The 23,366-nt window shown below is 40.4% G+C and carries 18 protein-coding genes and 1 pseudogene; 8 read left to right on the forward strand and 11 right to left on the reverse strand.

The window, feature by feature from the left end:
- Positions 1-101 precede the first annotated feature (101 nt).
- A complete protein-coding gene (trkA, locus tag BC751_RS14630; protein ID WP_130276304.1) occupies positions 102-1,442 on the forward strand; it encodes a Trk system potassium transporter TrkA in 1,341 nt (446 codons plus the stop codon).
- Between the two features lie 3 nt (positions 1,443-1,445).
- Positions 1,446-2,897 (forward strand): TrkH family potassium uptake protein, encoded by a 1,452-nt coding sequence (locus tag BC751_RS14635; protein ID WP_130276305.1) that lies wholly within the window; start codon positions 1,446-1,448, stop codon positions 2,895-2,897.
- A 229-nt stretch (positions 2,898-3,126) separates the two neighbouring features.
- Here the strand turns inward: BC751_RS14635 and BC751_RS14640 are convergent, their stop codons facing one another.
- Complete coding sequence (locus tag BC751_RS14640; protein WP_130276306.1) at positions 3,127-5,580, reverse strand: ligase-associated DNA damage response DEXH box helicase; 2,454 nt, start codon at positions 5,578-5,580, stop codon at positions 3,127-3,129.
- Positions 5,570-7,162 carry an ATP-dependent DNA ligase gene (locus BC751_RS14645; protein WP_130276307.1) on the reverse strand — a complete coding sequence of 531 codons (1,593 nt, stop codon included), beginning with the start codon at positions 7,160-7,162 and terminating at the stop codon, positions 5,570-5,572. Before BC751_RS14645 ends, BC751_RS14640 begins: the two co-directional genes overlap by 11 nt.
- A gap of 141 nt (positions 7,163-7,303) precedes the next feature.
- Between BC751_RS14645 and BC751_RS14650 the strand changes: the two genes are divergently transcribed.
- On the forward strand, positions 7,304-7,816 hold the full coding sequence (locus BC751_RS14650) for a hypothetical protein (RefSeq protein ID WP_130276308.1): 513 nt from the start codon (positions 7,304-7,306) through the stop codon (positions 7,814-7,816).
- A gap of 60 nt (positions 7,817-7,876) precedes the next feature.
- On the opposite strand, the gene BC751_RS14655 is transcribed toward BC751_RS14650, so the two are convergent.
- From BC751_RS14655 to BC751_RS14665, 3 genes are all read right to left on the reverse strand, one after another.
- Positions 7,877-8,335 (reverse strand): hypothetical protein, encoded by a 459-nt coding sequence (locus BC751_RS14655; protein ID WP_130276309.1) that lies wholly within the window; start codon positions 8,333-8,335, stop codon positions 7,877-7,879.
- 64 nt (positions 8,336-8,399) lie between these two features.
- Positions 8,400-9,011, reverse strand: a complete 612-nt coding sequence (locus tag BC751_RS14660) for a hypothetical protein (RefSeq protein ID WP_130276310.1) — start codon at positions 9,009-9,011, stop codon at positions 8,400-8,402.
- Positions 9,012-9,032: 21 nt separating this feature from the next.
- Entirely contained in the window at positions 9,033-11,336 is a 2,304-nt protein-coding gene (locus BC751_RS14665; RefSeq protein WP_130276311.1) for a TonB-dependent receptor, read from the reverse strand.
- 281 nt (positions 11,337-11,617) lie between these two features.
- Between BC751_RS14665 and BC751_RS14670 the strand changes: the two genes are divergently transcribed.
- Positions 11,618-12,844, forward strand: coding sequence for a S8 family serine peptidase (locus BC751_RS14670; protein ID WP_130276312.1), 1,227 nt, complete (start codon positions 11,618-11,620; stop codon positions 12,842-12,844).
- Between the two features lie 56 nt (positions 12,845-12,900).
- Here the strand turns inward: BC751_RS14670 and BC751_RS14675 are convergent, their stop codons facing one another.
- Positions 12,901-13,119 carry a DUF3820 family protein gene (locus BC751_RS14675; RefSeq protein WP_130276313.1) on the reverse strand — a complete coding sequence of 73 codons (219 nt, stop codon included), beginning with the start codon at positions 13,117-13,119 and terminating at the stop codon, positions 12,901-12,903.
- 45 nt (positions 13,120-13,164) lie between these two features.
- Between BC751_RS14675 and BC751_RS14680 the strand changes: the two genes are divergently transcribed.
- Complete coding sequence (locus BC751_RS14680) at positions 13,165-14,517, forward strand: alpha/beta hydrolase family protein (protein ID WP_130276314.1); 1,353 nt, start codon at positions 13,165-13,167, stop codon at positions 14,515-14,517.
- Here the strand turns inward: BC751_RS14680 and BC751_RS14685 are convergent.
- A pseudogene (locus tag BC751_RS14685) lies at positions 14,435-15,946 on the reverse strand (IS1634 family transposase). The gene BC751_RS14680 and the pseudogene BC751_RS14685 overlap by 83 nt on opposite strands.
- A 154-nt stretch (positions 15,947-16,100) precedes the next feature.
- Here BC751_RS14685 and BC751_RS14690 point away from each other — a divergent pair.
- Positions 16,101-16,589: a dienelactone hydrolase family protein gene (locus BC751_RS14690; RefSeq protein ID WP_242617582.1), complete on the forward strand. Its 489-nt coding sequence runs from the start codon at positions 16,101-16,103 to the stop codon at positions 16,587-16,589.
- 50 nt (positions 16,590-16,639) lie between these two features.
- On the opposite strand, the gene ggt is transcribed toward BC751_RS14690, so the two are convergent.
- The 3 genes from ggt to BC751_RS14705 form a co-directional block, all read right to left on the reverse strand.
- On the reverse strand, positions 16,640-18,355 hold the full coding sequence (ggt, locus tag BC751_RS14695; protein WP_130276315.1) for a gamma-glutamyltransferase: 1,716 nt from the start codon (positions 18,353-18,355) through the stop codon (positions 16,640-16,642).
- Position 18,356: 1 nt separating this feature from the next.
- Positions 18,357-20,717, reverse strand: a complete 2,361-nt coding sequence (locus BC751_RS14700; protein ID WP_130276316.1) for a S9 family peptidase — start codon at positions 20,715-20,717, stop codon at positions 18,357-18,359.
- 85 nt (positions 20,718-20,802) lie between these two features.
- A complete protein-coding gene (locus BC751_RS14705; protein WP_130276317.1) occupies positions 20,803-21,135 on the reverse strand; it encodes an Hpt domain-containing protein in 333 nt (110 codons plus the stop codon).
- Between the two features lie 381 nt (positions 21,136-21,516).
- Here BC751_RS14705 and BC751_RS14710 point away from each other — a divergent pair, with 381 nt between their 5' ends.
- Together BC751_RS14710 and BC751_RS14715 are read left to right on the forward strand one after the other, a co-directional pair.
- Positions 21,517-21,975 carry a DUF2452 domain-containing protein gene (locus tag BC751_RS14710; protein ID WP_130276318.1) on the forward strand — a complete coding sequence of 153 codons (459 nt, stop codon included), beginning with the start codon at positions 21,517-21,519 and terminating at the stop codon, positions 21,973-21,975.
- Positions 21,976-21,987: 12 nt separating this feature from the next.
- Positions 21,988-22,632, forward strand: coding sequence for a DUF7255 family protein (locus BC751_RS14715; protein WP_130276319.1), 645 nt, complete (start codon positions 21,988-21,990; stop codon positions 22,630-22,632).
- A gap of 50 nt (positions 22,633-22,682) precedes the next feature.
- Here the strand turns inward: BC751_RS14715 and BC751_RS14720 are convergent, their stop codons facing one another.
- The gene (locus tag BC751_RS14720; RefSeq protein WP_130276320.1) at positions 22,683-23,300 is read right to left on the reverse strand and encodes a deoxynucleoside kinase; all 618 of its coding nucleotides are present in this window, start codon (positions 23,298-23,300) and stop codon (positions 22,683-22,685) included.
- Positions 23,301-23,366 lie beyond the last annotated feature (66 nt).

Here is a 23,366-nt window from a genome sequence, read left to right on the forward strand (position 1 = left end):
TGATTTTTTTTGACTATCGAATTAAAACATCCTACCTTTTCAGCGATTTGATCCTATCCTAATGGATTGGTTCAATAATCAGCAATTTTCCCATCACGCACATGAATATTGTTATAGCGGGCGCCGGAGATATGGGTTATCACCTGGCCGAGCAGCTCAGTTATGAAAATCAGGACATTACCCTTGTAGATTTGGACAAGGATGTTTTAGATAATGTTTCTTCCCACCTTGATGTATTGACTATTTTAGGAGATGCGACTTCTCTCGAAATCCTTAAAAATGCCAATGTAAGGGATGCGGATATGTTTATGGCTGTTACAACCTCCGAAAAAACGAATATAGTAGCGGCAGTGCTGGCAAAGCAACTTGGTGCCAAGCGGGTAATTGCCCGTGTCAGAAACCACGATTATCTGAAACCTGAAAACGAAGGGTATTTCAAAAACCTAGGGATAGACAATATCATTTCCCCGAGTATGCTGTGCAGTGCGGAAATTTACCGTATGATCAAAAACTCAACTTTTACGGATGTTTTTGAATTTGAAGGCGGTAAGCTGAATGTGGTAGGTATTACACTTGACCAATACTGCTCCCTTGTGAATAAAAAGATCTCAGACATGAAAGGTGATCCTCTATTTGAAGACATCAAGATCATTGCAATTGTCAGGGACCAAATTACCATTATACCCAGGGGGAATACCGTTATCCGAAATAATGACCATGTTTTTTTTATTTCAAATAAAAAAGCTGTTTCCTCCATTGTAGAACTTTTAGGCCAGCAGAAAGTAATGATCAAAAATATTATGATCATTGGAGGAGATGATATGGCCTATACCACAGCATTGAAATTGGAGAATGAATACCGGGTCACTTTGGTACATAGGGATAAAGAGCGGTGTAAATGGCTATCCGAAAGGTTGAACCATACATTGGTCATCAATGGGGATTATAAAAATATTGAATTGTTGATTGAAGAAGGTTTGGAAAAAATGGAGGCCTTTATTTCCCTGACAGAATCTTCCGAAACCAATATCATTACTTCATTGAGCGCCAAAAATCATGGTGTTTATAAGGCTATTGCACACGTAGATACAAGAGAATATATCCATATTTCACACAGTATCGGCGTGGATTCCCTGATCAATAAAAAACTGGTTGCTGCCAATCAGGTAACCCGCTTTTTAAGAAAAGGAAAAGTTGAAGCTGTTTCAGGAATTTATGGAGTAGATGCGGAAATCATCCAGTACATGATCACCAAAAATAACCGTGTTACCAAAAATCCACTGAAGGATCTTTATTTTCCCGAAACCGCCATTGTTGCAGGGGTAATTCGGGGAGAGGAAGTGTACATCCCAGATGGAGATTTTATTTTGGCATTGAATGACAAAGTGATTGTTTTGGCGCTTCCGGCAGCTAAGGTTTCACTTGAAAAATTCTTCCATTGATCTATGATCCACTTTAAAGCCATCGGAAAAGTGATGGGAGCATTATTGATGCTGTTTGCGTTGATGATGCTTCCAGGTGCCGGATTTGCTTATTATTTTGGGACGGGGGATTTGGATGCCTTATTGCAGTCATCCCTGATTACCTTCACAGTAGGTTCTTTAATGTTTTTTTCTTTTTCAAGGCAGGACCAGAATATAAGGAAACGGGAAGGATATCTTATCGTTTCGGTCAGTTGGTTGTTGATGTGCATTTTTGGGATGCTACCTTATTTGCTAAGTGATATGTCCTTTGGAATCAGCGATGCGGTTTTTGAAACCATTTCAGGTCTAACAACTACAGGCGCCACTGTAATCAATGACATTGAGGCAAGCCCGAAGGGGATACTTTTTTGGAGGTCTATGACCCAATGGATCGGTGGGTTAGGAATTATTGTATTAACAGTTGCCATATTCCCACTTTTGGGAATTGGAGGTATTGAGCTTTTTGTAGCGGAATCACCAGGCCCCACCTCCGATAAACTGCATCCAAGGATTCAGGAAACAGCCAAACGCCTCTGGTATGTTTATTTGGGCTTGACCATTCTTGCAGGTATCTTATATTATGTAGGGGGTATGACTTTTTATGATGCAGTCAATCACGCATTGACGACTTTAGCAACAGGTGGATTTTCTACCAAAAACGCAAGTCTTGCCTATTACACATCACCTTTTATCCAATATACTGCTATTATTTTTATGATTTTGGCGGGTACAAACTTCACAGTAATTTATTTTGGGCTTACAGGTAAATTCAGTCGGGCTTGGAGATCCGATGAATTCAGGACATATATCAGCGTGCTTCTGATTTTGTCTTTATGTCTTTCGGGACCGGTATTTTATTACTCTGGACAGGATATTGAAAAATCTTTCAGGGACACTTTGTTCCAAGTGGTTTCTTTGGTTACGACCACCGGTTTCGTAACGGCAGACTATACTTCCTACCATTCGGGGCTGACCATGGTGTTTTTTATGTTGTTGTTTTTTGGTGCATCTGCGGGTTCAACCAGCGGTGGCATCAAGTTTATCAGGCACCTGACTTTCTTCAAAAACTCCTGGCTGGAATTCAAAAGGATAGTACATCCCAGGGCTGTTGTCCCCTTAAAAATAAATGGGGAAAGGGTAACCGGAAAAATCATCACCCATATCATGAATTTCCTATTGATCTATTTGATGATTTTTACAATCGGTTCCATCATTGTTTCCTTGATGGGTTATGACCTATTGACCTCTTTTGGGGCAGTGGCGACAAGCTTGGGCAATGTGGGGCCGGCAATAGGAAAAGTAGGTCCAATGGACAATTTCGCTTTCTTTGACCCCGCAACGAAGATTTTTCTTTCTTTCATTATGCTGCTGGGCAGATTGGAGTTATTTACCATCCTGGTTCTGTTTACTCCTTATTTTTGGAGGGCAAATTGATTGTACAGGAAGTTAAAAAAAGTAGTTGATGGCCTTTCCTCTGGTTCTCCGGGTCCAAATCCGTGAAGAAATTTTAACCACAAAAGGAAGCAAAAGGCACAATAGTTAGGATTATCAAAGCTTAAATGGCAAACCATCCTTTCTTTTGTTCCCTTTTGTTTTTGTGGTTCAATTGAATTCCTTTTCCATTTTAAAATCAATTCAAACTTTGAAGGGATGGAGTACAAGTTTAACCTTCTATCATCTGTGCTTTCATTTTTTCAATTCTGTCCTCCAAAGACTCCGAAGAAAGCTGTGCCCTTAACCTGTCCACCATGATCGGAAAAGAAAATGGGGTAAACTGACCAGGTTTTTTGAGCACAATATTTTGTTTGTTGATTTTTCGGATAGCTTCGAGCACTTTGTCTTTTTCCATCTGCATGTCCAAAACTTCACGATGGGCCTGCTTGAGTAAGAGATTATCAGGGTCATAATCCTCAAATACTCCATATAAAATTCCCGAATTAGCCTGTAGGTGCCTGAACTTCATGGGTTTTCCAGGATAACCCTGAAAAATCAAACCTGAGATGGTGGCAATATCCCTAAATTTCCTTTTGGCCATCTCACTCTCATTGATGCAGGCAAGGATATCTTCTTCCAGGTTTCTTTCAGAAAATAAATCTTCCTCCAATACTTCTTCAATGGGTATAGCTTGATCCGAAAGGAGCTCAAATCCATAATCATTCATTGCGATGCTGAATGTCAAGGGATAAGTAACAGAAATTCTATAGGCCAGCAATGCCCCAAGTACTTCATGGACCATCCTTCCTTCAAAAGGATAAAAGAAAACATGATGTCCTTCCCTGGATATGTTCTTTTCAATCAAAAATGTATGGGAATCAGGAATAATGGAAAGTCTTTGCTGCAGGTCCAATAAGGGCGAGACAAAGACAGATTCCTCAGATTCATAAATGCCATGGCTGGCTTTTTCCAATATTTCCCTGATTTTTCCGGATAACTTTGATGTGAGTGAAATCCTTCCCCCCATGTAAGAAGGGGTGTTGCTGCTTTTTTTGGTAGACAGTTGTACATAAGCGTTCATGTCTTTGATGCCAATGAATTCCAGATTTCGGCCCGAAAAAAAGAAACGGTCACCTTGCCGCAATCGGGAAAGGAAGTACTCTTCAATCATCCCCAGGTATGTGCCGTTTTTGAATTTGACTTTCAACATGGGATCACTGACGATAGTACCCATGGAAAGCCTGTGCCTCATGGCTGTTTTCTTGTCTTTGACTTTGTAAATCCCATTTTCTATCAGTTCCACTTTGGCAAATTCCTCGTATCCGCTCAAAGAGCTTCCCCCTTCCGTAATAAAAGACATCACCCACTGGAAATCCTCCGGGCTAAGGTCTTGAAAAGCATGGGTGTTTTTGATGACCGGATAGATTTGGTCTGCTCTGAAACCTTCCCCGACCGCCAAAGTGATAAGGAATTGGATCAATACATCATAAGTCAGGGTAGGGGAATGGATATTTTCCATTTCACCGGTTTCAATGGCGTTTCGAAGTGCAGCGGCTTCGACCAATTCGAGTGAATTGGTAGGAACAAAATAGATTTCACTGGGTAGGCCGGGTTGATGTCCGGAACGTCCGGCTCTTTGGACAAACCGGGCTACCCCTTTGGGACTACCTATTTGGATAACGGCATCTACGGGTCTAAAGTCAACTCCAAGGTCTAATGAAGAGGTACAGACCACCAATTTCAGTTTTCCGGAATGAAGGGAGTCTTCTACCCATGCCCTGACATTTTGGTCTAAGGACCCGTGGTGAATAGCTACCCATCCTGCCCAATCCGGCCTTTTTTCCATGATATGATGGTACCAAATTTCGCTCTGGGCTCTGGTATTGGTGAATAGTAGGACTGATCGGTGCTTTTCAATGATTTCCAATACCTTTTCAATCAATTTTATCCCGAGATGTCCCGACCAGGGATATTTTTCCAATTCCTCAGGGAAAATCGTATGCAACAGGATGTTTTTTTCTACATCTGCCCGGATGATATGACTGGGGGAATTTTTTCCCAACAGGATTTGACAGGCCTCTTCCAAATTGCCTATTGTAGCAGAAATGCCCCAAAGCTTGAAGCCATTGGAACCAATATGCCTGATATAGCTTAAAGCCAACTGTACCTGAACACCTCTTTTGTTGCCTACCAATTCATGCCATTCATCGATGACTATGGCCTTCAATTGTTCAAATAGTGCTTGGTTTTCTTTTTGAGCAAGCAGGATGTGCAAAGTTTCCGGTGTAGTGACCAGGCATTCCGGTGGATTTCTTTTTTGGGAAAGCCGCTCTTTGTTGTCCGTATCTCCATTTCTTACCGCAACGGTCCAGGGCAGACCAATGGAATGACAAACCTCCTGCATGGCTTTTTGGATATCCTGGGCAAGCGCACGGAGGGGAGTGACCCAAATCAATTGGATCCCATTTTTTTTGGGTTTTTGCCAATCATGCGGATTGTTACGGATATATTCCAAAATGACAGGAAACCATAAGGCAAATGTCTTCCCGCTTCCTGTTGGGGCATTGAGCAAACCTGACTTTCCATCCAGGTAATCTTTCCAGGCATTGACCTGAAAATCAAAAGGCCTCCATCCTTTTTGTTCAAAGTATTGAAAAGCTACAGCGAGCTCTTTATTTTCCATAGACTTCCAGTAATTCCTTAAGGTCACCCAGCGTATTGGCTTCTTCAATGGGTTTGTCTTTTCTCCACCTTTGGATCCTTGGAAACCTCAGGGCAATTCCGGATTTGTGCCTTGGACTCTCCTGGATTCCCTCAAAAGCTATCTCAAATACCAAACCAGGTTTGACCGTTCTTACAGGCCCAAACCTTTCCTGGGTATTTTGTTTTACATACTTATCCACTTCTCTGATTTCAGCATCCGTTAACCCTGAATAGGCTTTAGCAAATGGGACCAATTTATCATTTTCCCATACTGCTAAAGTATAATCAGTGTACAGATCCGCCCTTCTTCCATGTCCTTTTTGGGCGTAAATCATCACTCCGTCAATGGTTAATGGATCAATCTTCCATTTCCACCAATTTCCTCTTTTTCTCCCTACTTCATAAGGGGAATCCTGATGTTTAAGCATAAAACCTTCCGCCATAATTTTCCTGGAATCCCGGTGAATTTCCTGAAGATGCTCCCAGGAGTTCGCCTTCACCAAAGGTGAAATTCTGAATTTCTGATGAGAAATATTTATTGAAAGTGCTTCCAAAAGCCGCCTTCTTTCTTTTATCGGAAGGTTTCGGATGTCTTTGCCCTTAAGTTCCAATACATCATAGGCAATGAAACTGACCGGTGCTTCCTTGAGGTATTTTTTGCTTACATTTTTTCTTCCAATTCTCGTTTGTAGAAGGGAAAAAGGAAGTGGTCTTTCATCAGCATAACATAAGATTTCCCCATCCAAAACCGTCCCTTCTGGCAGGGATTTGGCCATTTCGGTTAATTCTGGGAATTTTTCAGTGACAAGTTCTTCCCCCCGGGACCAAATAAAGGTTTCACCTTTCCTTCTGATCAATTGTCCACGGATACCATCCCATTTCCACTCTATCTGCCAGGATGTTACTTCACCCAAGTCGGCAATTTCCTTGTCCAATGCATGGGCAAGGTAAAAAGGGTAGGGACGTGAAAGGTCATCGTAAAGGTTCTTGGAAAGGATCAAAGCAGAGAAATCGATAGAGGATGGATCCCAATCTCCCATGATCCTATGCGCTACTTCTGTTTTTTCCATGCCAAAAGCATCAGCAACCGCTTGGGTGACCAAATTTTGGCTGACACCAATCCGGAATCCTCCGGTAATGATTTTTGTAAATACAAAACATTCTTCCTTACTTAAAACCTTCCAGGCATGTAGAATTTTTTCTTTTTTTTCTTCCTCTTCCAGATTTTCCATGGCCATCAGGTAATTTATCCAATAGGCAAGGGAACTATCTTGACTTTCCGGGGTTAAAGGAAGTAAAAGGGAAAGGGTTTCGGCGAGGTCGCCCACAGTCTGGTAAGATTCCTCAAATAGCCATTCAGGGATTCCTGCCCATTCGCAGGCCCAGTTTCTTAAAAGTCTGGTATTGACCTGTCTTTTGGGGCGCTTGTGAGTAAAAAGTGCCAGTGTCCATAGCCTATCCGCGTCAGCAGCAGTAAGGAAATAGCGTTTCAAAGCATCCAACTTGTCCGAAGTTTTGTTGCTTTGGTCAAGTTCTTGGAACAACTGGGCAAATGATCTCATAAGGTTCTTCCACTATAGGAGGATGTAAAATTTGAATAATGTGACTTGTTTCACTTTCGTTCATACAATATTTGCTTATATTGAACAGGGAATTGAACATTTGGTCCAATTGGGCGTAATTAATAAAAAAACAAAGCGGCTATGAAAAAGTTGGCGATTTTATTTCTGATAGGAATAATTTTATTTTCCTGCCAGGATGATGAAAAATCCGGGTACACAGGCAATGAATTAGCCTTTGACCTGTTTCAGGGTTCTGATTTTGCCTATACAGGGAAGGTACTGGTTCGGGAGCTTCTCAATGGAGATCTTGAAATGACGCTCAGGCTAACAGGGGCCAAAGGGGATTCTGAATATTATTTCCCTGCCCACCTGCATTTCGGGGCTTATGACAACCTGGATTCTCCGATTGCTTATCTGCTCAACCCTATTGATATCAGGAAATTAGAAAGTGTAACGGTATTGGGGCAACTATCTAATGGAACAAAATTGAAATTTGAAGATTTCAGGAATTTCGATGGTCATATTAAAATCCACCTGGCTGATTCAGGTCCTGAATACCAGATAATTCTATCGGTAGGTAATGTGGGAAGAAATGACAACAGCATGGAAGCATTCAAACTGGAAAATATGACCATGTGTTCTCCCTATTATTAAACCATCAATCGTCAAAAAGAAAGGCCTCTCATTGAATTGGAAGGCCTTTTTCTATTTTTATTAACCGTTATTTTCTGTTTCTTCCATTACTTTCGGAACAAGCAACAAATTCATTTTTTCAGCTATTTCCTGAATTTCAGCGTACATTATCTTTTGGTATTCCAAATGTTCGGCATCCGAAAAAGGCTTCATAGGGTTGTGTACGTGGTATTTTCTGTGCTCTCCTTCATGCTCGTGGTCATGATCGTGGTCATGGGAATGCTCAAATCCGGGAACTTCAATGATGTCCTTGTCCCAAATTTTCAACTCTTCTTTTATTTCAGCATAATCAATTCCAGCTTCTTTTAGGGATTTTTCTAAATCCATGATTTCCTCACGGACATCCAAGGATTTTTGATGAATCTTATTAGCTTCTCTGAGTTCTGCAGTTATTTCCCGGTGTTCGTGCTTATGACCCGAACAAAAAGTAAACAAAGCCAAAGTAAATACAAGCAGGGATGGTAAGATAAGTTTCCTCATAATTGTTTAGTTTTTCCTGACCAAATATAAAAAAAGGCTGTCATTTCTGGCAGCCTTTTACAAATTATGGGGTCAACACCAATGGGAATGTAATATCAAGGTCTGTTTCGCCTCCTGCCTGAACGAAGTTCTGCCAATTTGGATTATTTGCACCTGGGAAGCTTTTGTTAAGATCATGACGTAATATTAATCTGAACTGTGCATTATTAAATCCAGGTGCAGAAGACACTTGCACATAGCCTTTCAGACCAATCGGGTTTCCATTTTTGTCTTCATCGGCATAAATGTAATTTAGAACTGGGGAACCGATGAAGGCTGTTCCCAAAAAGAAGAACTGATGTTCATCTGCCTCTTCCAGAATCTCTTCTGTAATGTCTTCATTTTCAATACTGTTAAAAAGGTCAATTTCCAACAAATACCTTTTTCCTATGCCCAATTGAATGGTCTGAATCGTAGGATTATTTCCTAATTCAAGACCCTGAGGGTCAAAGGCTTTAAATTCAACAGGATTCCCAACCGGGTTGTTGTTGTTATCTACTTCGGTGAAAGCCAAGGTTACATCGGTGATGATCTCCTGTTCTTTTTCAATTTCAGGATCATCACTTGTACAACCGCCCATTACAAACACAAAAGTGATCAACAATACGAATAGGAAACTGTAATTAAGGTTTTTCATAGTAATTGATTTTTAATTGGTTTAAAATTCATAATTAAGTTTGATGAACAGGTTTCGGCCTATTTCATCTGTGAAATACCGGAATCGGTTCATGTAATCTCTATAAGACTGGTCAAATAAATTTTGGACCTGTATTCCCAGGTTCAGTTTGTTGTCTTTGATTGGGAATGCTTTACTAAGACCCAAATTCCAAAGTGCATAGGCATGGGGTGCAGGTGCAAAATCAAAATCAGGTTCCCTATTCTGACGGGCTACAAAAAGATTGCTGACAGTGACTTTTGGGCCTGAACTTTTAGGGTTTTTTAGGAAAATGAATGTTAGCCCATTTTCTGTTCTGTCTGCAGGTATAAAGGGGAGAAATCCTTCATTGATCAGGTCATTGGCCCTGATCAGAGAACTTCTGGAAAAAAATTCCAAGGCCTCAGTAATTTGCCATTTGGCACTCAGGTCTGCACCATAAAGCAAGGCATCGGTTTGCAGGTATTCAAATACATTGAAAGTTCCCCTCAAAGAGACAAACTGTTCTTCTCTTGGACTCAGGTAGATGAAATTATTGATTTTATTAAAGTAGGCTGTAAGTTCTGCTGTGAAATTTCCTTTTTCAAAATTGATTGAATTGAGCCATTTATAAGATTCCTCACTGACAAATTCAGGATTTCCCAATTCAATAGCAGCCAAACCATGGTGAAGACCCTGACTGAATAGTTCATTGACATTGGGAGGCCTCCAGGCAGTGGCAATATTGGTGCTGAATGTCCAGTTCCTGTCAAAGGTATATACTCCTCCTAAAAAAGAACTGAAGTTCCGGAAGTCGAGGTTATATTGTTCCAGCTCCCTGTTGACAAACCTGGCAGATTGAAGATTTCTGAAGTCATACCTTAGTCCTCCTTCCACTTCAATCGGTCCTTTGGTGAATTTTTCTATGGCATAGAATCCAAGGTTCCACATGTCAAAGTTGGGAATCAACGGGGTAACCCCTGTTCCTGGGATATTGGAGTTTGCCTGTTGCATAAGGCTCATTCCAATAGAACCATCCCAATTTTTACCTGTCTGATGGGCGAAACTAAAATCGAGGGTATTGGTAAACAACTCCATGTCCAAAGAGGGCCTGTTGTTTAATTCTCCTCTTCTTCGGTCAAATTCCTGCCTATGGTTTCTTTGAAAGGCATATTGTAAATTGAGTTTTGCCCCTTCATGCAAATGATAATGCGCTTTTAGTTTGAACAATTGATGATCTACCTCTTGCTTGGGATTGTTGATACGGTAAGAAAATACAGCATCTCGAAAAGGCCTTCCATTTTCAATAATGCTTTCAAGATCGCTTAGGTTTCCTGTGTGAGAATCGCTTAATATGCCAATGGTAGACTGGAAATGGCTAAAGTAAGCCTCGGCACCAAGCCTACTGCTGCTGTATCCAAGGGCCCCGGAAAAATTAAATTCTCTTACTCCGGTATTGTCCAACATATAACCTGGAGTTTGAATGTTGCCGGCAATTTTGGAGGAAGTCTGAAACCTGTAGCCCAAGCCCCTTATTTTGTTGGAACCTCCCTGAACCATTGCCGCAGCATTGAGCCCGCGCCCATTGGAAAAACCTATCAAATCAAATTCTCCAGAGAATTCCGGTTTCAAGGGCAGGGGAGCGGGATTTACTAAAATTACTCCTCCCATGGCTTCAGGGCCAAATCGAACTGTTTCAGCGCCTTTAACAACAGCAATCTCTTTGGCTAAAAATGGATCTATTTCAGGAGCGTGCTCTGCGCCCCATTGTTGTCCTTCCAGTCTTACCCCATTGTTCATAATGAGTATCCTGTTGCTATGAAGGCCATGGATTACGGGTTTTTGTATACTTTGGCCAGAAGAATAAGAGGTTATTCCAGGAATTTTCCTTAGCATTTCTCCTAGATTTTGCCCTCTGCTTTCCCTTAAAAACTCTCCATAAATACTGGATATGGCATTTGAGGTCAGCAAAGCATCCTGATGGCCGTGGATTTCTACTCCTTCTAACCGTAAATCTTCAGCAGCTAATCTAATGGTATAGTTGATATTGGTTCTTATTTCCAATGTGTCCAGATGCTCTTTGTGGCCGAGATATTGTGTTTTTAATATAACTTTTCCATGACATATACCCTGAATACGAAAATTCCCCTGCTGATCACTTATAGCACCTTTTTCTTCCGTAATTAACCAAATATAGGCACCTTCTATAGGTTCATTGTTTTCTAAATGAACTACTTTACCCCTCAAAATCAAATTGCATGGTTGTTGAGAAAATACAGGTTGGATGAAGGTAAGGTAAAAGATGACTGAAAGTATAATCCTTTTCATTTTTGAAACTATGTTGCAAATATAAGCCGGTGAAATGAAAAACAGAAGGCTTTTTGCAACTTTGTTACATTTTTATTTGAAACGGATTAAAATGTTTTTCCCCTACCTATTTTAGTTTTATTTATAAGCTTTTCAAACTTTCAATTTTTTTGAGGGGCATACTCTGAAAAATAATCTAAAAAATAATTTAGATGGGGTATTGCAAAATTTAAAATTTTAAATTTGATTACAACCTCCATATATTATTTGTATGTATGTTTAACCACTAATCTTACTTACTCATGTTCAAAAAAATTTACCGTTTTATTGGAAAACCAGCAGTTGTTGGGGGATTGGCTTTAGCTTTTATCACGTTTGCCTGTCAGGAAAATCAGGAAACACCTACAATGGAATTGGAGGAACAATTTATCCGCTATCAAAATGGGGATGTCATTCCCGGAAGTTTTATTGTAGTGCTTAATCCTGAAGGAATTACTTTCAGAAAAGATGGAAGTTATGAAGGTAATCAGGCTGCATTGAGAACAGCAGCAAACAGTTTATTGGCCAAGTACCGGATTTCGGAGGAAAAGTTAGGGTTTGTTTACGGAACTGTTTTAGATGGTTTTTCTGTAAGGCTTAGTTCAGAGGAATTTGAAGTTTTAAAAAATGATCCTGCCGTTAAATACATAGAAAAGGACAGGGTAATTTCCATAGCTCAAGGAAACCGACCTGGAGGTGGCGGAGGCGGTGGTGGTTCCACTGGTCAAGTTATACCATGGGGTATTACAAGAGTTGGAGGTTTTGTTAATTACACAGGTAATAATGTCGCTTGGGTTTTGGATACAGGCATAGAATTGACCCATCCTGATCTCAATGTTAGTACTTCAAATGGTTTTACGGCATTCACCTCCGGTAGGGATGCAAATTTCAATGACCTCAACGGTCATGGTACCCACGTTGCTGGTACTATTGCAGCCATTAATAACAATATTGGGGTAGTTGGTGTCGCTGCAGGTGCGCCGGTTGTTCCAGTAAAAGTTCTTGATTCAAGGGGTTCCGGATCCTATTCAGGAGTTATAGCAGGAGTTAACTGGGTTGGCGCTAGAGGTACATCGGGTGATGTAGCCAATATGTCTTTGGGAGGTCCAATTTCCCAAGCTTTGGACGATGCGGTATTGGCCGCTTCCAATAATGGAATCAAATTTGTGTTGGCGGCTGGAAACAGTAGTACGAATGCCAATAACTCTTCTCCTGCGAGAGTAAATGGACCAAATATCTGGACAATTTCTGCCATGAACAGTTCAGATGTTTTTGCTTCTTTTTCCAATTTTGGAAATCCGCCGGTGGATTATTGTGCTCCTGGTGTTAGTATCAATTCTACTTGGTTGAAAGGGGGGTATAATTCCATTAGCGGAACTTCCATGGCTTCTCCTCATGCAGCAGGAGTGCTTTTACTGGGCAATGCCAAAACATCAGGATTTGTTCAAAATGATCCTGACGGAAATCCTGATCCGATTATCAGTAGATAGATAAGAATAATTGAGTTTGATTAAAAAAGGTTGTCTGAGATTTTTGGACAACCTTTTTATTTTTTTAATTTCTTCAGGTCAGCCAAAATTCCTTCAAGTCCATTGATCCTTATTTCATAAAGAGTACTCAACCACATGCCCAATTTTCCCTCAGGAAATCCTTGCCTATGCATCCAAACAAGGTAATATTCCGGAATATCGCAAAGCAGCCGGCCCTTATATTTTCCATAAGGCATCGTCTTGGTGACTAAATCCATTAGAATTTCCCTATCCATATTTCAAAGTAAGTCATAATTTAGCAGGTTATAAATAGGTAAACCATGAAAAAACTGACGTTTTCAGCATTGCTTTTCTTTTTCTTTTCGCCTTTATGCATTTCTCAAAATCTCTCAGGTACATGGGAGGGAGAATTACAGGTAATGGGACAAAGCCTTCCTTTGGTGTTCAATTTTAAGGAAGTAAATAATGATTGGAGTGGTAGCATGGACAGTCCTAAACAGGGGGCGAAGGGGATAGGACTCTCCAAAATTTTGTTTGATGGATTGATGCTTCATTTTGAAGTGGGAGATGGGGTAATTGTGTATGATGGGCTTTTTGTGGGTGAAACAATCCAGGGTACATTCAAACAATCCGGAATGGACCTTCCCCTAGACTTAAAAAGATCACCGGAAGGTAATGCTAAGGAAAAAGAAGTCAAAAGGCCACAAAAACCCCAGTCTCCATATAACTATGAAGTTCATTATACAGGTTTTTCCAATCAAATTGGGAATCATTTAAAGGGGACCATAACCAAACCCTTTGGGAATGGACCTTTCCCTGCGGTTATTTTAGTCAGCGGTTCGGGTCCCCAAAACCGAAATTCAGAGATTTTCGGTCATGAACCCTTTTTGGTAATGGCTGATTATTTCACCCAAAATGGCATAGTGGTTTTGCGTTACGATGAAAGAGGGGTAGGGGAATCGGAAGGTGAATTTTCCAGTGCTACTTCCGAAGATTTTTTCAAAGATGCTCAAGAGGGAATCAGGCATTTGAAATCCTTTGATTTTGTAGATACAGAAAGAATAGGAATGATCGGCCACAGTGAAGGAGGGCTCATCGCTTGGATGATGGCTGCGGAAGCTGATAATTTGGGCCTTCAATTTGCTGTTTCTTTGGCTGGACCTGTGGTTCCGATTCCAAGCTTGATGGAAAAACAAACGGAAGATGTTTCAAGATCAGCGGGAAACCCAAAAGAATTGGTGGAGCAACAAGTTAGGATAAATTCCCGCTATTATCAGATGATCATTGACAGCCGGGATCTTAATGATGCAAAATCCAAAGTGAAAGCACTGGTTAATGAAGAGATTGCAACTTATGACCTTTCTCCGGAATTGAAACAGCAACAGATCAATTCCTTGGTTCCCGCTTTGGAAAAAAGCCTAAATCCCTGGTTTTTTAATTTTATCCGGACCAATCCGGAGCTTTATATTCAACAGATTCAAATTCCGGTATTTGCTGCCTTTGGTGGAAAAGATGTTCAGGTAAATGCAGCCCAAAATGGGAATCGCCTATTGGAGCTTTTTCCTGACTTCGACACTGGGACACCCAAAATCAAAAACCGAACATTTTTGCGAGTTTTTGTTGACTTTCGTTCAAAAATAGGGTCTTTCTCAGCTTTTTACCTGAAGATTTGAGCTGTATTTCAACAGTGTAAATCCCTTTTGCTATTTCTATGGCTTTCTGAGGAGAAAGTTTTGGTCCTTTTTCCAATTACTGCCTTTCCAGTTCCTTAAACACTTTGTAAGCGACGAATGCGATGCTTATATGTGCTTCGATCCTGCGTTGTTTATAATGGAAAACAGGCCTGACTTTGATTTCATTTTTGGTTATCCTGAAGGCCTTTTCTATTTTCCAAAGGTTGTTGTAATTCTCAATGACCTCGTCTTTGTCAAGGTTTGTGTTGGTAATATACCCTTTGAGACCGTCCCATTTCCCATCCTGTTCAAACTTTTCAATATCAAGGGCAATCTTTACCTCCCCTTCCATTTTAAGATACTTGTTATAGCCCCTGTTGTTGATGTGGCTTTTGTTGAGCTTTCCTGATTTTAACTGTTTCTCGAGCTTTTTAAGACCTTTCTCCCTGTTGATCCTGTCTTTTTTGGCTCTTCTGTCTGAATAACTGACAACCATTCTGAGCCCGTCCTCCCAATCCAGCAGCCTGCTCTCGCCGTTTTCAAGTTCAAAAGCCAATATCCTCTCTTTACTTTTATCAGGGGAAGCTTTCAGCCTTGCTCCCAGAATAAACTCGTAACCGTTGTCCCGTAACTCTTTTACATTGCTTTTTGACAGTAAACCTGAATCGGCAACAACAATCGGAGCAGGTAAGCTATACTTCTTTCTAAAAGCTTCTATCACAGGGATCATCGTATGCCCTTCAAACTTGTTTCCCTCAAAAATCTCATAAGCCAGAGGATATCCCTCTAGTCCAACCAGCAGACCCAAAACAATCTGTGGATTTTGATGCTTTCCCTCCTTGGAAAAACCACTCTTTCTAAGATCATCTTCATGATCCACTTCAAAATAAAGCGTAGTAACATCATAGAAAACGATATTGATACTCCCTCCGAGTATTCTCTTGGTATTTTCAAAGCTGATCAGCTGGACCGTTTCCTTATAGTTGTTGTAAAGCTTGTCCATGTACCTGTAAAGGTCCTGAACCTGGAATTCGAGGCCGTGGTAGGTGAGCAGGTAATCACAGGTTTTAAGCTTGCTGGCAGGAAAACAGATCCTGGAATATACCAGCCACCTGAAGATATCATCTTGGATTGCGCTGAACCCAATATCATTGAAAATCCTGTCCAAAAGCAGCTCGGTACCTGAAACAGTGATGTTTTCAACACTTTCCAGAACAGAATCGGCAATCCGTTCTTCATCACTGAAGGGGATTTCAAGTGCTCCTTTATGGTTTTTTATCCATTCCTCCCCAAGAATAAAAAGTCTTTCAACCTCAGATCGATCAGAACTGCTTCCGATCGTTTTTACAACCTTGCTTTTACCTTTGATCTTCTCAATTACCTGAACACTGATCTTGCCACTTTTATTGGGTTTTCTCCGAACAAACATGCCTAAAAGTACAAAAAACCACCCCGGGACACCCAAATTGAGAATCTGAAAATTATAATGATCTATATTTCAATACTTTATGTAAAAATGGGACTGACGACTGTCGAAGTCAGGGGAAGATGTTTCAAGATCAGCGGGAAACCCAAAAGAATTGGTGGAGCAACAAGTTAGGATAAATTCCCGCTATTATCAGATGATCATTGACAGCCGGGATCTTAATGATGCAAAATCCAAAGTGAAAGCACTGGTTAATGAAGAGATTGCAACTTATGACCTTTCTCCGGAATTGAAACAGCAACAGATCAATTCCTTGGTTCCCGCTTTGGAAAAAAGCCTAAATCCCTGGTTTTTTAATTTTATCCGGACCAATCCGGAGCTTTATATTCAACAGATTCAAATTCCGGTATTTGCTGCCTTTGGTGGAAAAGATGTTCAGGTAAATGCAGCCCAAAATGGGAATCGCCTATTGGAGCTTTTTAAAGGAAAGGAAGAATTACTGGAACTCAAAGTTTATCCTGAACTCAACCATCTTTTTCAAAAAGCAAAAACTGGTGCTGTCGCTGAGTATGCTGAAATTGAAGAAACCTTCAATGTTAAGGTTCTTGGGGATATGGCAAATTTTATTTTAGGTCTAAAAAAATAATCAAAAGACTATGGGGAAATCAGAAATAAATTTCCCCATAGCTTCTGGATTTAAAAACCCACTGCAGCATCATCCCCTCTGCGGTCAGCTCCGCCTTCCAGTTTCCCATTGGGCAAGACCAAAATGGCATCTACTTTTCCGAGTATTGGCGTGTAGCCTTCGTTGATGTTGTAGCCTTTGTCTTTTAATGCCTGCAAGACCTCTGCAGAAAAACCTTCCGGTTCGAAGTTTACCAGGTCGGGAATCCATTGGTGGTGAAATCTTGGAGCATCCACAGCCTCTTGCATAGTCATGTCAAATTCCACCACATTTAAGATGGTCTGAAGCACAGAAGTAATAATTGTGGAACCTCCCGGAGTACCTACCACCATCAATAATTTACCATCCTTTTCTACAATGGTTGGAGTCATGGAACTAAGCATGCGTTTGCCGGGAGCAATGCTATTGGCTTCCGCACCAATAAGTCCGAACATATTGGGGACCCCTGCCTTTGCGCTGAAATCATCCATTTCATTGTTCAGGAAGAAACCGAGTTCATCACTATAAAGCTTAGAACCGTAAGCGCCATTCAAAGTTGTCGTGATTGCCGCCGCATTACCAAATTGGTCAACAATAGAATAATGGGTGGTTTCATCGCTCTCCAAGAATTGGATGACACCATGGGAAATTTCGGATGAAAGTGTGGCCTTCTCCGGATTGAAGCTTGCCATCCTTTCCTTAAGGTAATCCTTTCCGAGAAGGACTTCCGTAGGAATTTCCACAAAATCAGGATCTCCCAAGTAATAATTTCTGTCTGCATAAGCCCTTCTTTCTGCCTCTGTCAATACCTGAATGTAAGCAGCTGTGTTATGTCCCATAGCTTTCAGGTCAAAAGGCTCCAGCATCCCCAGGATTTGGGCAAGTGTAATGCCACCAGAGCTTGGGGGTGCCATAGATATGAGCTGATAATTTTTGTATCCAAACCGGATAGGGTCCCTCCATTTGGCTTCATATTGATTCAGGTCTTCCATGGTAATGATGCCCCCTTTTTCCTGAATAAATGCTACAAGTTTTTGAGCAGTCTCCCCTTTGTAGAACTCATCCCTGCCATTTTTAGATATTCTCCTTAAGGTTTCTGCCAATGCAGGATACTTGATGGTGTCACCTGCTTTGAACTCCTGAGCAAAAAGTGTGTTTTCTCCACTAACTTTAATGATGTCTGCTCTATTATTGGCTAATCTTTTTTCCTGGTTTTCCGTTACTACCACACCTTTTTCAGCCAGTTCAATCACAGGAGCCAGGATTTCTTCTATGGGTAGAGATCCTAATTTTCGATGTACTTCAAATACACCGGCGATGGTGCCGGGAACCCCAACCGCCATAGCACCCAAAGTGCTCAAACCGGGGATAACTTCTCCATTTTTATCCAAGTACATGTCCCTGCTGGCTGCTAAGGGAGCTTTTTCTCTGTAGTCTATAGAACCAGATGTTCCATCCTTCAACCTATAGACCATGAAGCCACCACCCCCAAGGTTTCCCGCAAAAGGGTAGGCTACAGCCAAGGCCAATTCGGTAGCCACCATGGCGTCAAAAGCATTTCCCCCTTTCTCCATCATTAGCAATCCTATCCTGGAAGCTTCCTCTCTTGCAGAGACTACCATCGCTTTTTCGGCGATCAATCCCCTACCTTCCTGAACAAGGATTTCTTTTTCCTTACAGAATTGAAAAAGAAAAAGTATGGCCAGGGTAAGGCTTATAAAACGGGTTGATTTTTTGATTAACTGCATATCAATTGATTAAGGTGTCATTGAAGAGTTTTAAGATTCTTTTATACTCATCGGTCCAGCTACTTGGTTCAACAAAACCATGATCTTCAACAGGATAAACAGCCATTTCCCAATTATCTTTTCCCAATTCAATCAGGCGCTGGGCCAATCTGACCACATCCTGAAAATGAACATTGACGTCCAGCATGCCATGGGCAATTAATAAATGTCCTTTAAATCCTTCTGCAAAGTAAATAGGTGAAGATCTTCTGTAAGCTATTGGATCATTGAAAGGCTCATTGAGAATATTGGAAGTATAGCCATGGTTGTAATGAGCCCAATCGGTTACAGCCCTCAGGGCAGCCCCTGATTTAAAAGTTTCAGAAGCATTGAACAGGGCCATGAGGGTGATGAATCCTCCATAACTTCCCCCATAAATACCTACCCTTGAAGCATCCACACCATGTTCATTTACGAGGTATTTTGCCCCATCTACTTGGTCTGATAGATCCTTTCCTCCCATATGCCTGTAAATCCCTGTTCTCCAGTCTCTGCCATACCCCGCTGAACCCCGGTAATCAATGTCCAGTACCGTATAACCTAGATCTGTCAAAAGGTTGTGGAACATATACTCCCTAAAATAGGTCGACCACCATTTATGAACATTTTGCAGGTAGCCGGCTCCATGGACAAAAATCACTGCTGCCCCATTCTTTTTATCGGGTTCAGGCAGGTACAATCTTGCCGGAACCATTTTTCCATCCTCTGCTTTGAAATGTACCAATTTGGGATCTCTCCAGGGATAATTTTTGAATTCCTCAGACTGCCCATAGGTCAACTGTTTTGGAGTAGCGTTGGGAAGGTTTTCCTGAAGGTAGATTTCCCAAGGTTTATTACTGTAAGAATATAGTATAGCTAGGTATTTTTCATCCGGAGAAAGAGTGACATCATTATTGCCTGTCATTGTGGTCAATTTTTCCATTTTACCTCCCATCAAAGGCATCATGTAATAATGCCTTTCACCTGGATGGACTTCTGAAGTACTCAGATACCAAAACTTGCCATTATTTGAAATTTTGGGATCAAAAATTTCAAAATTTCCTTTTGTCAGTTGTTTCTTTTGGCCATTGCTGACGTCCAAAATATACAGGTGCGAATATCCGGTTTCTTCTGATTGGAAGTAAATGTGTTTGTTATCCGGTAGCCAACCCAAAGTTCCGCCTCCCATACTCCAACCTATACCCGGCCCGGAAATCCAAGCTTCATCACGTTGTCTATCCAAACTCTTCAGGGTGCCCTTTTCCAGATCAAGTAAGGTAATCCAACGGTCTTTATTGTCAACAGATCGGATATTCACTACTGCATATTTGCCATCTTTTGAAAAATAAACTCCTGAGGGTATAACTTCCCTTACTTTGGCTTCCCATTTTTGTTTGGGGTAATCCTTTACATAATCCGGCAAATCTTTTATCCCGGGCAAATCGTCTGTTTTTACGATATAGACAGTGTCTTTTTTAAGGTTGTATACAGCCAGTTCGATTTTACTTGGTTTGTCACCTACTTTGGAGCGTGTATTGAGATTAGTGGTATATCCGGAAACATGGGTATAATCTGGAACAACAGTGCCTTTATTTTCTGCCCTGCTGACCAAATTGAAAGTGACAAAGCTACCGTCAGGAGAAAGGGTAAGGTTACTCAATTGCTTATTACCCAAATAAAAGGTAAATGGCTCCTTAGGTGTTATGGATTTATTAAAAAGTTCGCTAGCTTTTTGATTTTCATCTCTCTGACGAACTACCTCTAATAGTTGGAGATTATCTTCTTTCAACCATTGCTCCCTTTGTTCAAGGTTTTCCGGTTTTGTTTCGGGTTTTGTGCCGGCCGAGATTCTTGTGATTTTTGACAATTTTCCATTCGACCTGTCCAAAACATAGATATTGTTATTTGCCTGAAAGGCTATTTTACGCTCATCCCAAAGGAATTTAGCATTAGAAATTCTGTCACCAAATGAGACAAGGGTGGTCTTTTCTCCTGTGTTTTTGTCAAAAAGTATCAGATCACCATTGGAAGTGTACACCTTTTGCGTCTTGCTCAGGTTAGTGTCTGCGTTGCTTGGTATTAAACTTCTTCTCTCTTCAAGACTGACTTTTTCTATCTTATCAGGTGTTTTGATATTGATTTTGTAAAGAGAGTCTGAAGGATTTCCTTCCGGGTTGTAATTGAAATATAGTGTTTCACCTTTTTCATCCCAACTTATGTTGGAGGGAAATGTACCCATCCATTTGGGGTCCTGCATGATTTTTTCTACACTGAGGGATTGGGCAAATGCTAAACCTTCCGCCAAAAGAAGGGATACCAGAAATACAATCTTTAAAATTCTCATATCAAATGGTTTTTTGTCAAATATGAGGGTAAAAAAAATAATTGGACAGAAAAAAAATTATGTAAGGCTGAAAAATCTTTTTGTATTAAAGATTCTCTAAAAATTTTTTCAATTCTTCATCGATGATTTGAACATGCTCTCGTAGCTTTTTATAGGTAGGCCTGGAGTTTTCCAGGTCAGCCTCAATTTTTTCTAGCAGCTTTCTAGTATCCACTGCGCCAACATAGCTCATACTTGGTTTGGCTTTATGACATTTTTTTTTGATGGTTGCAAAATCTTTTGCATCATAAAATTCATCCAGGTATTTCAAATCATGAAGATTGGTGTCAATAATGATCTGCACCATTTCCTGTAACATTTCCTTGTCATCGTCACCAAAATACTGAATAATAGTTTGCGGGCTGATCAGCTTGTACATAAAAATCTATATTAGCATAAATATTTGCATTATTTACGCAAATTTATGTATTTCAAATAATAAAAAAAATAACCCTCAAGCTTTTGATGAAATATTCTTCAAATTTGTGTTTATATTTTAGAACGATAGCTTATCTACAGGGTTTTTATTCCATCTATTGAATATTAATTTTGCCAGAGATCAAACCGAGCAGTGCTTTTCTTTGTTATTATTAGGTCAAAAAAGTTATGAATAAGAATAAAATTGTATTTATCATATTGGCTGCCATTTTTCTATTGATAATGTTTTGGATAGGTATCGATATTTCAAGGAAGACCACATTTCCGGGCTCTAAGGGAAATTTAAAGGAAAGAATGGCTCCAACTGAAAGCTCCAACTGAAATGAATAAATCCCTCAAAATTGATGTAAATCAGATAGATCTTGAAAAAATGAAGGAAAAGACCACGGACGTGCCTGGTCTTCTGCCTTATGCACATCAATCTGGAAGCGCTATCATAAAACCTGAAGACAAAGGAAAAATCACAGGTAGGGCCGTTGCTGCCATGCATTCTCAGACGGACATGCAAATGGCCCAGATTTACCAACAGATGCAGTTGCTTGCGGATCAAGCGAAGGCCATTCAGAAAAGGGTAGAAGTTTCGGAAAGGATATACCAAGCTTCCATCAGTTTTGAACCTTTGATCAACCACCACTATTTTTTGTATGAAAAGGAAGATGGGAGCGATTGCATGAGTATGGTGGCTCCTGAAGAGTGGGGAAGAAAAAAGAGATTTTCAAGGTTTATTGCTGAGGTCAAACTTCTTGCGGACCATACTTGGGAAATTGTAAGAGAGCTTTAATTGTTGATTACCATGCATTTGCTGAAAGTCAATCATTTGTTTGAGATCCTAAAAACATCAGAGCTGGAACTGGATGTTGAATTTTTGTTAGAGGTTAACCCTGACTATATCAAAGGCAAAGGGGAGGTTTTGCTACATGAGGTTTTTGAGACATTGGGAGGAAAGGGGGAGAGGCCATTGTTGGAGCGGTTAAAATTTGATTTCAAGATCCACCGTCATGTTTTTATTTATGATGATGAAGTACATTTCAATAGGTACCGACTGGCTACTTTGAAAACAGGCATTTATGATACTTTTTCTTTTTCCTGGTTAGATACTTATAAACGATTGTGCAGAACCTACGAAAAAGACTGTCAAAAGGCAGGGATTCAGGAAAGGATCTGGTTTGGGCCTCCCATTGCCGAAAAAGTTTTTGGTAAATCTGAAGAACCGGGAGACCTTTCCGGGAATGGTGCTTCCGGATGGAAGTTAAATGCCTATAATGACGCCCAGTATGACCTTTTAAGCAGGTTGCATGGATATAAATTGATACGGATTCCTATGTATGAAAACCTCATGATTGCCGGAAGTTTGAAAAAGATTGATGACCTGCTTTTAAATCCTACAGATGCCTCCAAACAGGCCATAATCAATTGGATAAAAAGAAAGATGCAATAAAATAGGCTGTCTGGAAAAAACAGACAGCCTATTTGGTTTAGGAATATTATTTAAGCAAATAGTCCGTAAATTTCTCTGTCAACTCTTTCCACAATGGAAGAAAAATCTTCCTGATAAGCGACAAAGTCCATATCATTGACATCAATGATCAGGAGTTTCCCTTTATCATATCCAGCAATCCATTCCTCATAATGGGCGTTTAGATTTTTCAGATAATCGATACGTATCGAATTTTCATAATGTCTCCCTCTTTTCTCTATTTGACCCACCAGTTTGGGAATATCTGCTTTAAGGTATATCAAAAGGTCCGGCGCCTCCACATAACTGATCATGGAGTGAAAAAGATTGAGGTAATTTTCATAATCTCTTTCGGTGATCAAGTGGGATTTGTGAAGATTAGCTGCAAAAATATAGGCATCTTCATAAATGGTCCTGTCCTGAATCACAGAATTGCCGCTTTCTCTTATTCTTTTGATCTGATTGAACCTACTGTTGAGAAAATAAACCTGCAAATGGAATGACCAGCGTTTCATATCTTCATAGAAATCTGCCAAATAAGGATTGTTTTCTACTGCTTCCAACTCTGCATGCCATCCATAATGCTTGGCAAGTTTTATTGCCAAGGTGGTTTTTCCACTCCCGATATTTCCGGATACTGCTATATGCATAAATCAATTAAAATTCATTGAAAATCAATAATTTGATATTGATTTTATAATGTATTACTTTAAATT

This window comes from Cecembia calidifontis (assembly GCF_004216715.1).
Classification (GTDB): domain Bacteria; phylum Bacteroidota; class Bacteroidia; order Cytophagales; family Cyclobacteriaceae; genus Cecembia_A; species Cecembia_A calidifontis.

Excerpts from the sequence above, each read along its gene's own strand:
- BC751_RS14675 (WP_130276313.1), bottom strand. The coding sequence starts at position 13,119 with ATGGATAGGGAAATTCTAATGGATTTAGTCACCAAGACGATGCCTTAT.
- BC751_RS14665 (WP_130276311.1), bottom strand. The coding sequence starts at position 11,336 with ATGAAAAGGATTATACTTTCAGTCATCTTTTACCTTACCTTCATCCAA.
- BC751_RS14715 (WP_130276319.1), top strand. The coding sequence starts at position 21,988 with ATGCATTTGCTGAAAGTCAATCATTTGTTTGAGATCCTAAAAACATCA.
- BC751_RS14660 (WP_130276310.1), bottom strand. The coding sequence starts at position 9,011 with ATGAAAAACCTTAATTACAGTTTCCTATTCGTATTGTTGATCACTTTT.
- BC751_RS14705 (WP_130276317.1), bottom strand. The coding sequence starts at position 21,135 with ATGTACAAGCTGATCAGCCCGCAAACTATTATTCAGTATTTTGGTGAC.
- BC751_RS14640 (WP_130276306.1), bottom strand. The coding sequence starts at position 5,580 with ATGGAAAATAAAGAGCTCGCTGTAGCTTTTCAATACTTTGAACAAAAA.
- BC751_RS14720 (WP_130276320.1), bottom strand. The coding sequence starts at position 23,300 with ATGCATATAGCAGTATCCGGAAATATCGGGAGTGGAAAAACCACCTTG.
- BC751_RS14680 (WP_130276314.1), top strand. The coding sequence starts at position 13,165 with ATGAAAAAACTGACGTTTTCAGCATTGCTTTTCTTTTTCTTTTCGCCT.
- BC751_RS14700 (WP_130276316.1), bottom strand. The coding sequence starts at position 20,717 with ATGAGAATTTTAAAGATTGTATTTCTGGTATCCCTTCTTTTGGCGGAA.
- trkA (WP_130276304.1), top strand. The coding sequence starts at position 102 with ATGAATATTGTTATAGCGGGCGCCGGAGATATGGGTTATCACCTGGCC.
- ggt (WP_130276315.1), bottom strand. The coding sequence starts at position 18,355 with ATGCAGTTAATCAAAAAATCAACCCGTTTTATAAGCCTTACCCTGGCC.
- BC751_RS14670 (WP_130276312.1), top strand. The coding sequence starts at position 11,618 with ATGTTCAAAAAAATTTACCGTTTTATTGGAAAACCAGCAGTTGTTGGG.
- BC751_RS14710 (WP_130276318.1), top strand. The coding sequence starts at position 21,517 with ATGAATAAATCCCTCAAAATTGATGTAAATCAGATAGATCTTGAAAAA.
- BC751_RS14650 (WP_130276308.1), top strand. The coding sequence starts at position 7,304 with ATGAAAAAGTTGGCGATTTTATTTCTGATAGGAATAATTTTATTTTCC.
- BC751_RS14635 (WP_130276305.1), top strand. The coding sequence starts at position 1,446 with ATGATCCACTTTAAAGCCATCGGAAAAGTGATGGGAGCATTATTGATG.
- BC751_RS14655 (WP_130276309.1), bottom strand. The coding sequence starts at position 8,335 with ATGAGGAAACTTATCTTACCATCCCTGCTTGTATTTACTTTGGCTTTG.
- BC751_RS14645 (WP_130276307.1), bottom strand. The coding sequence starts at position 7,162 with ATGAGATCATTTGCCCAGTTGTTCCAAGAACTTGACCAAAGCAACAAA.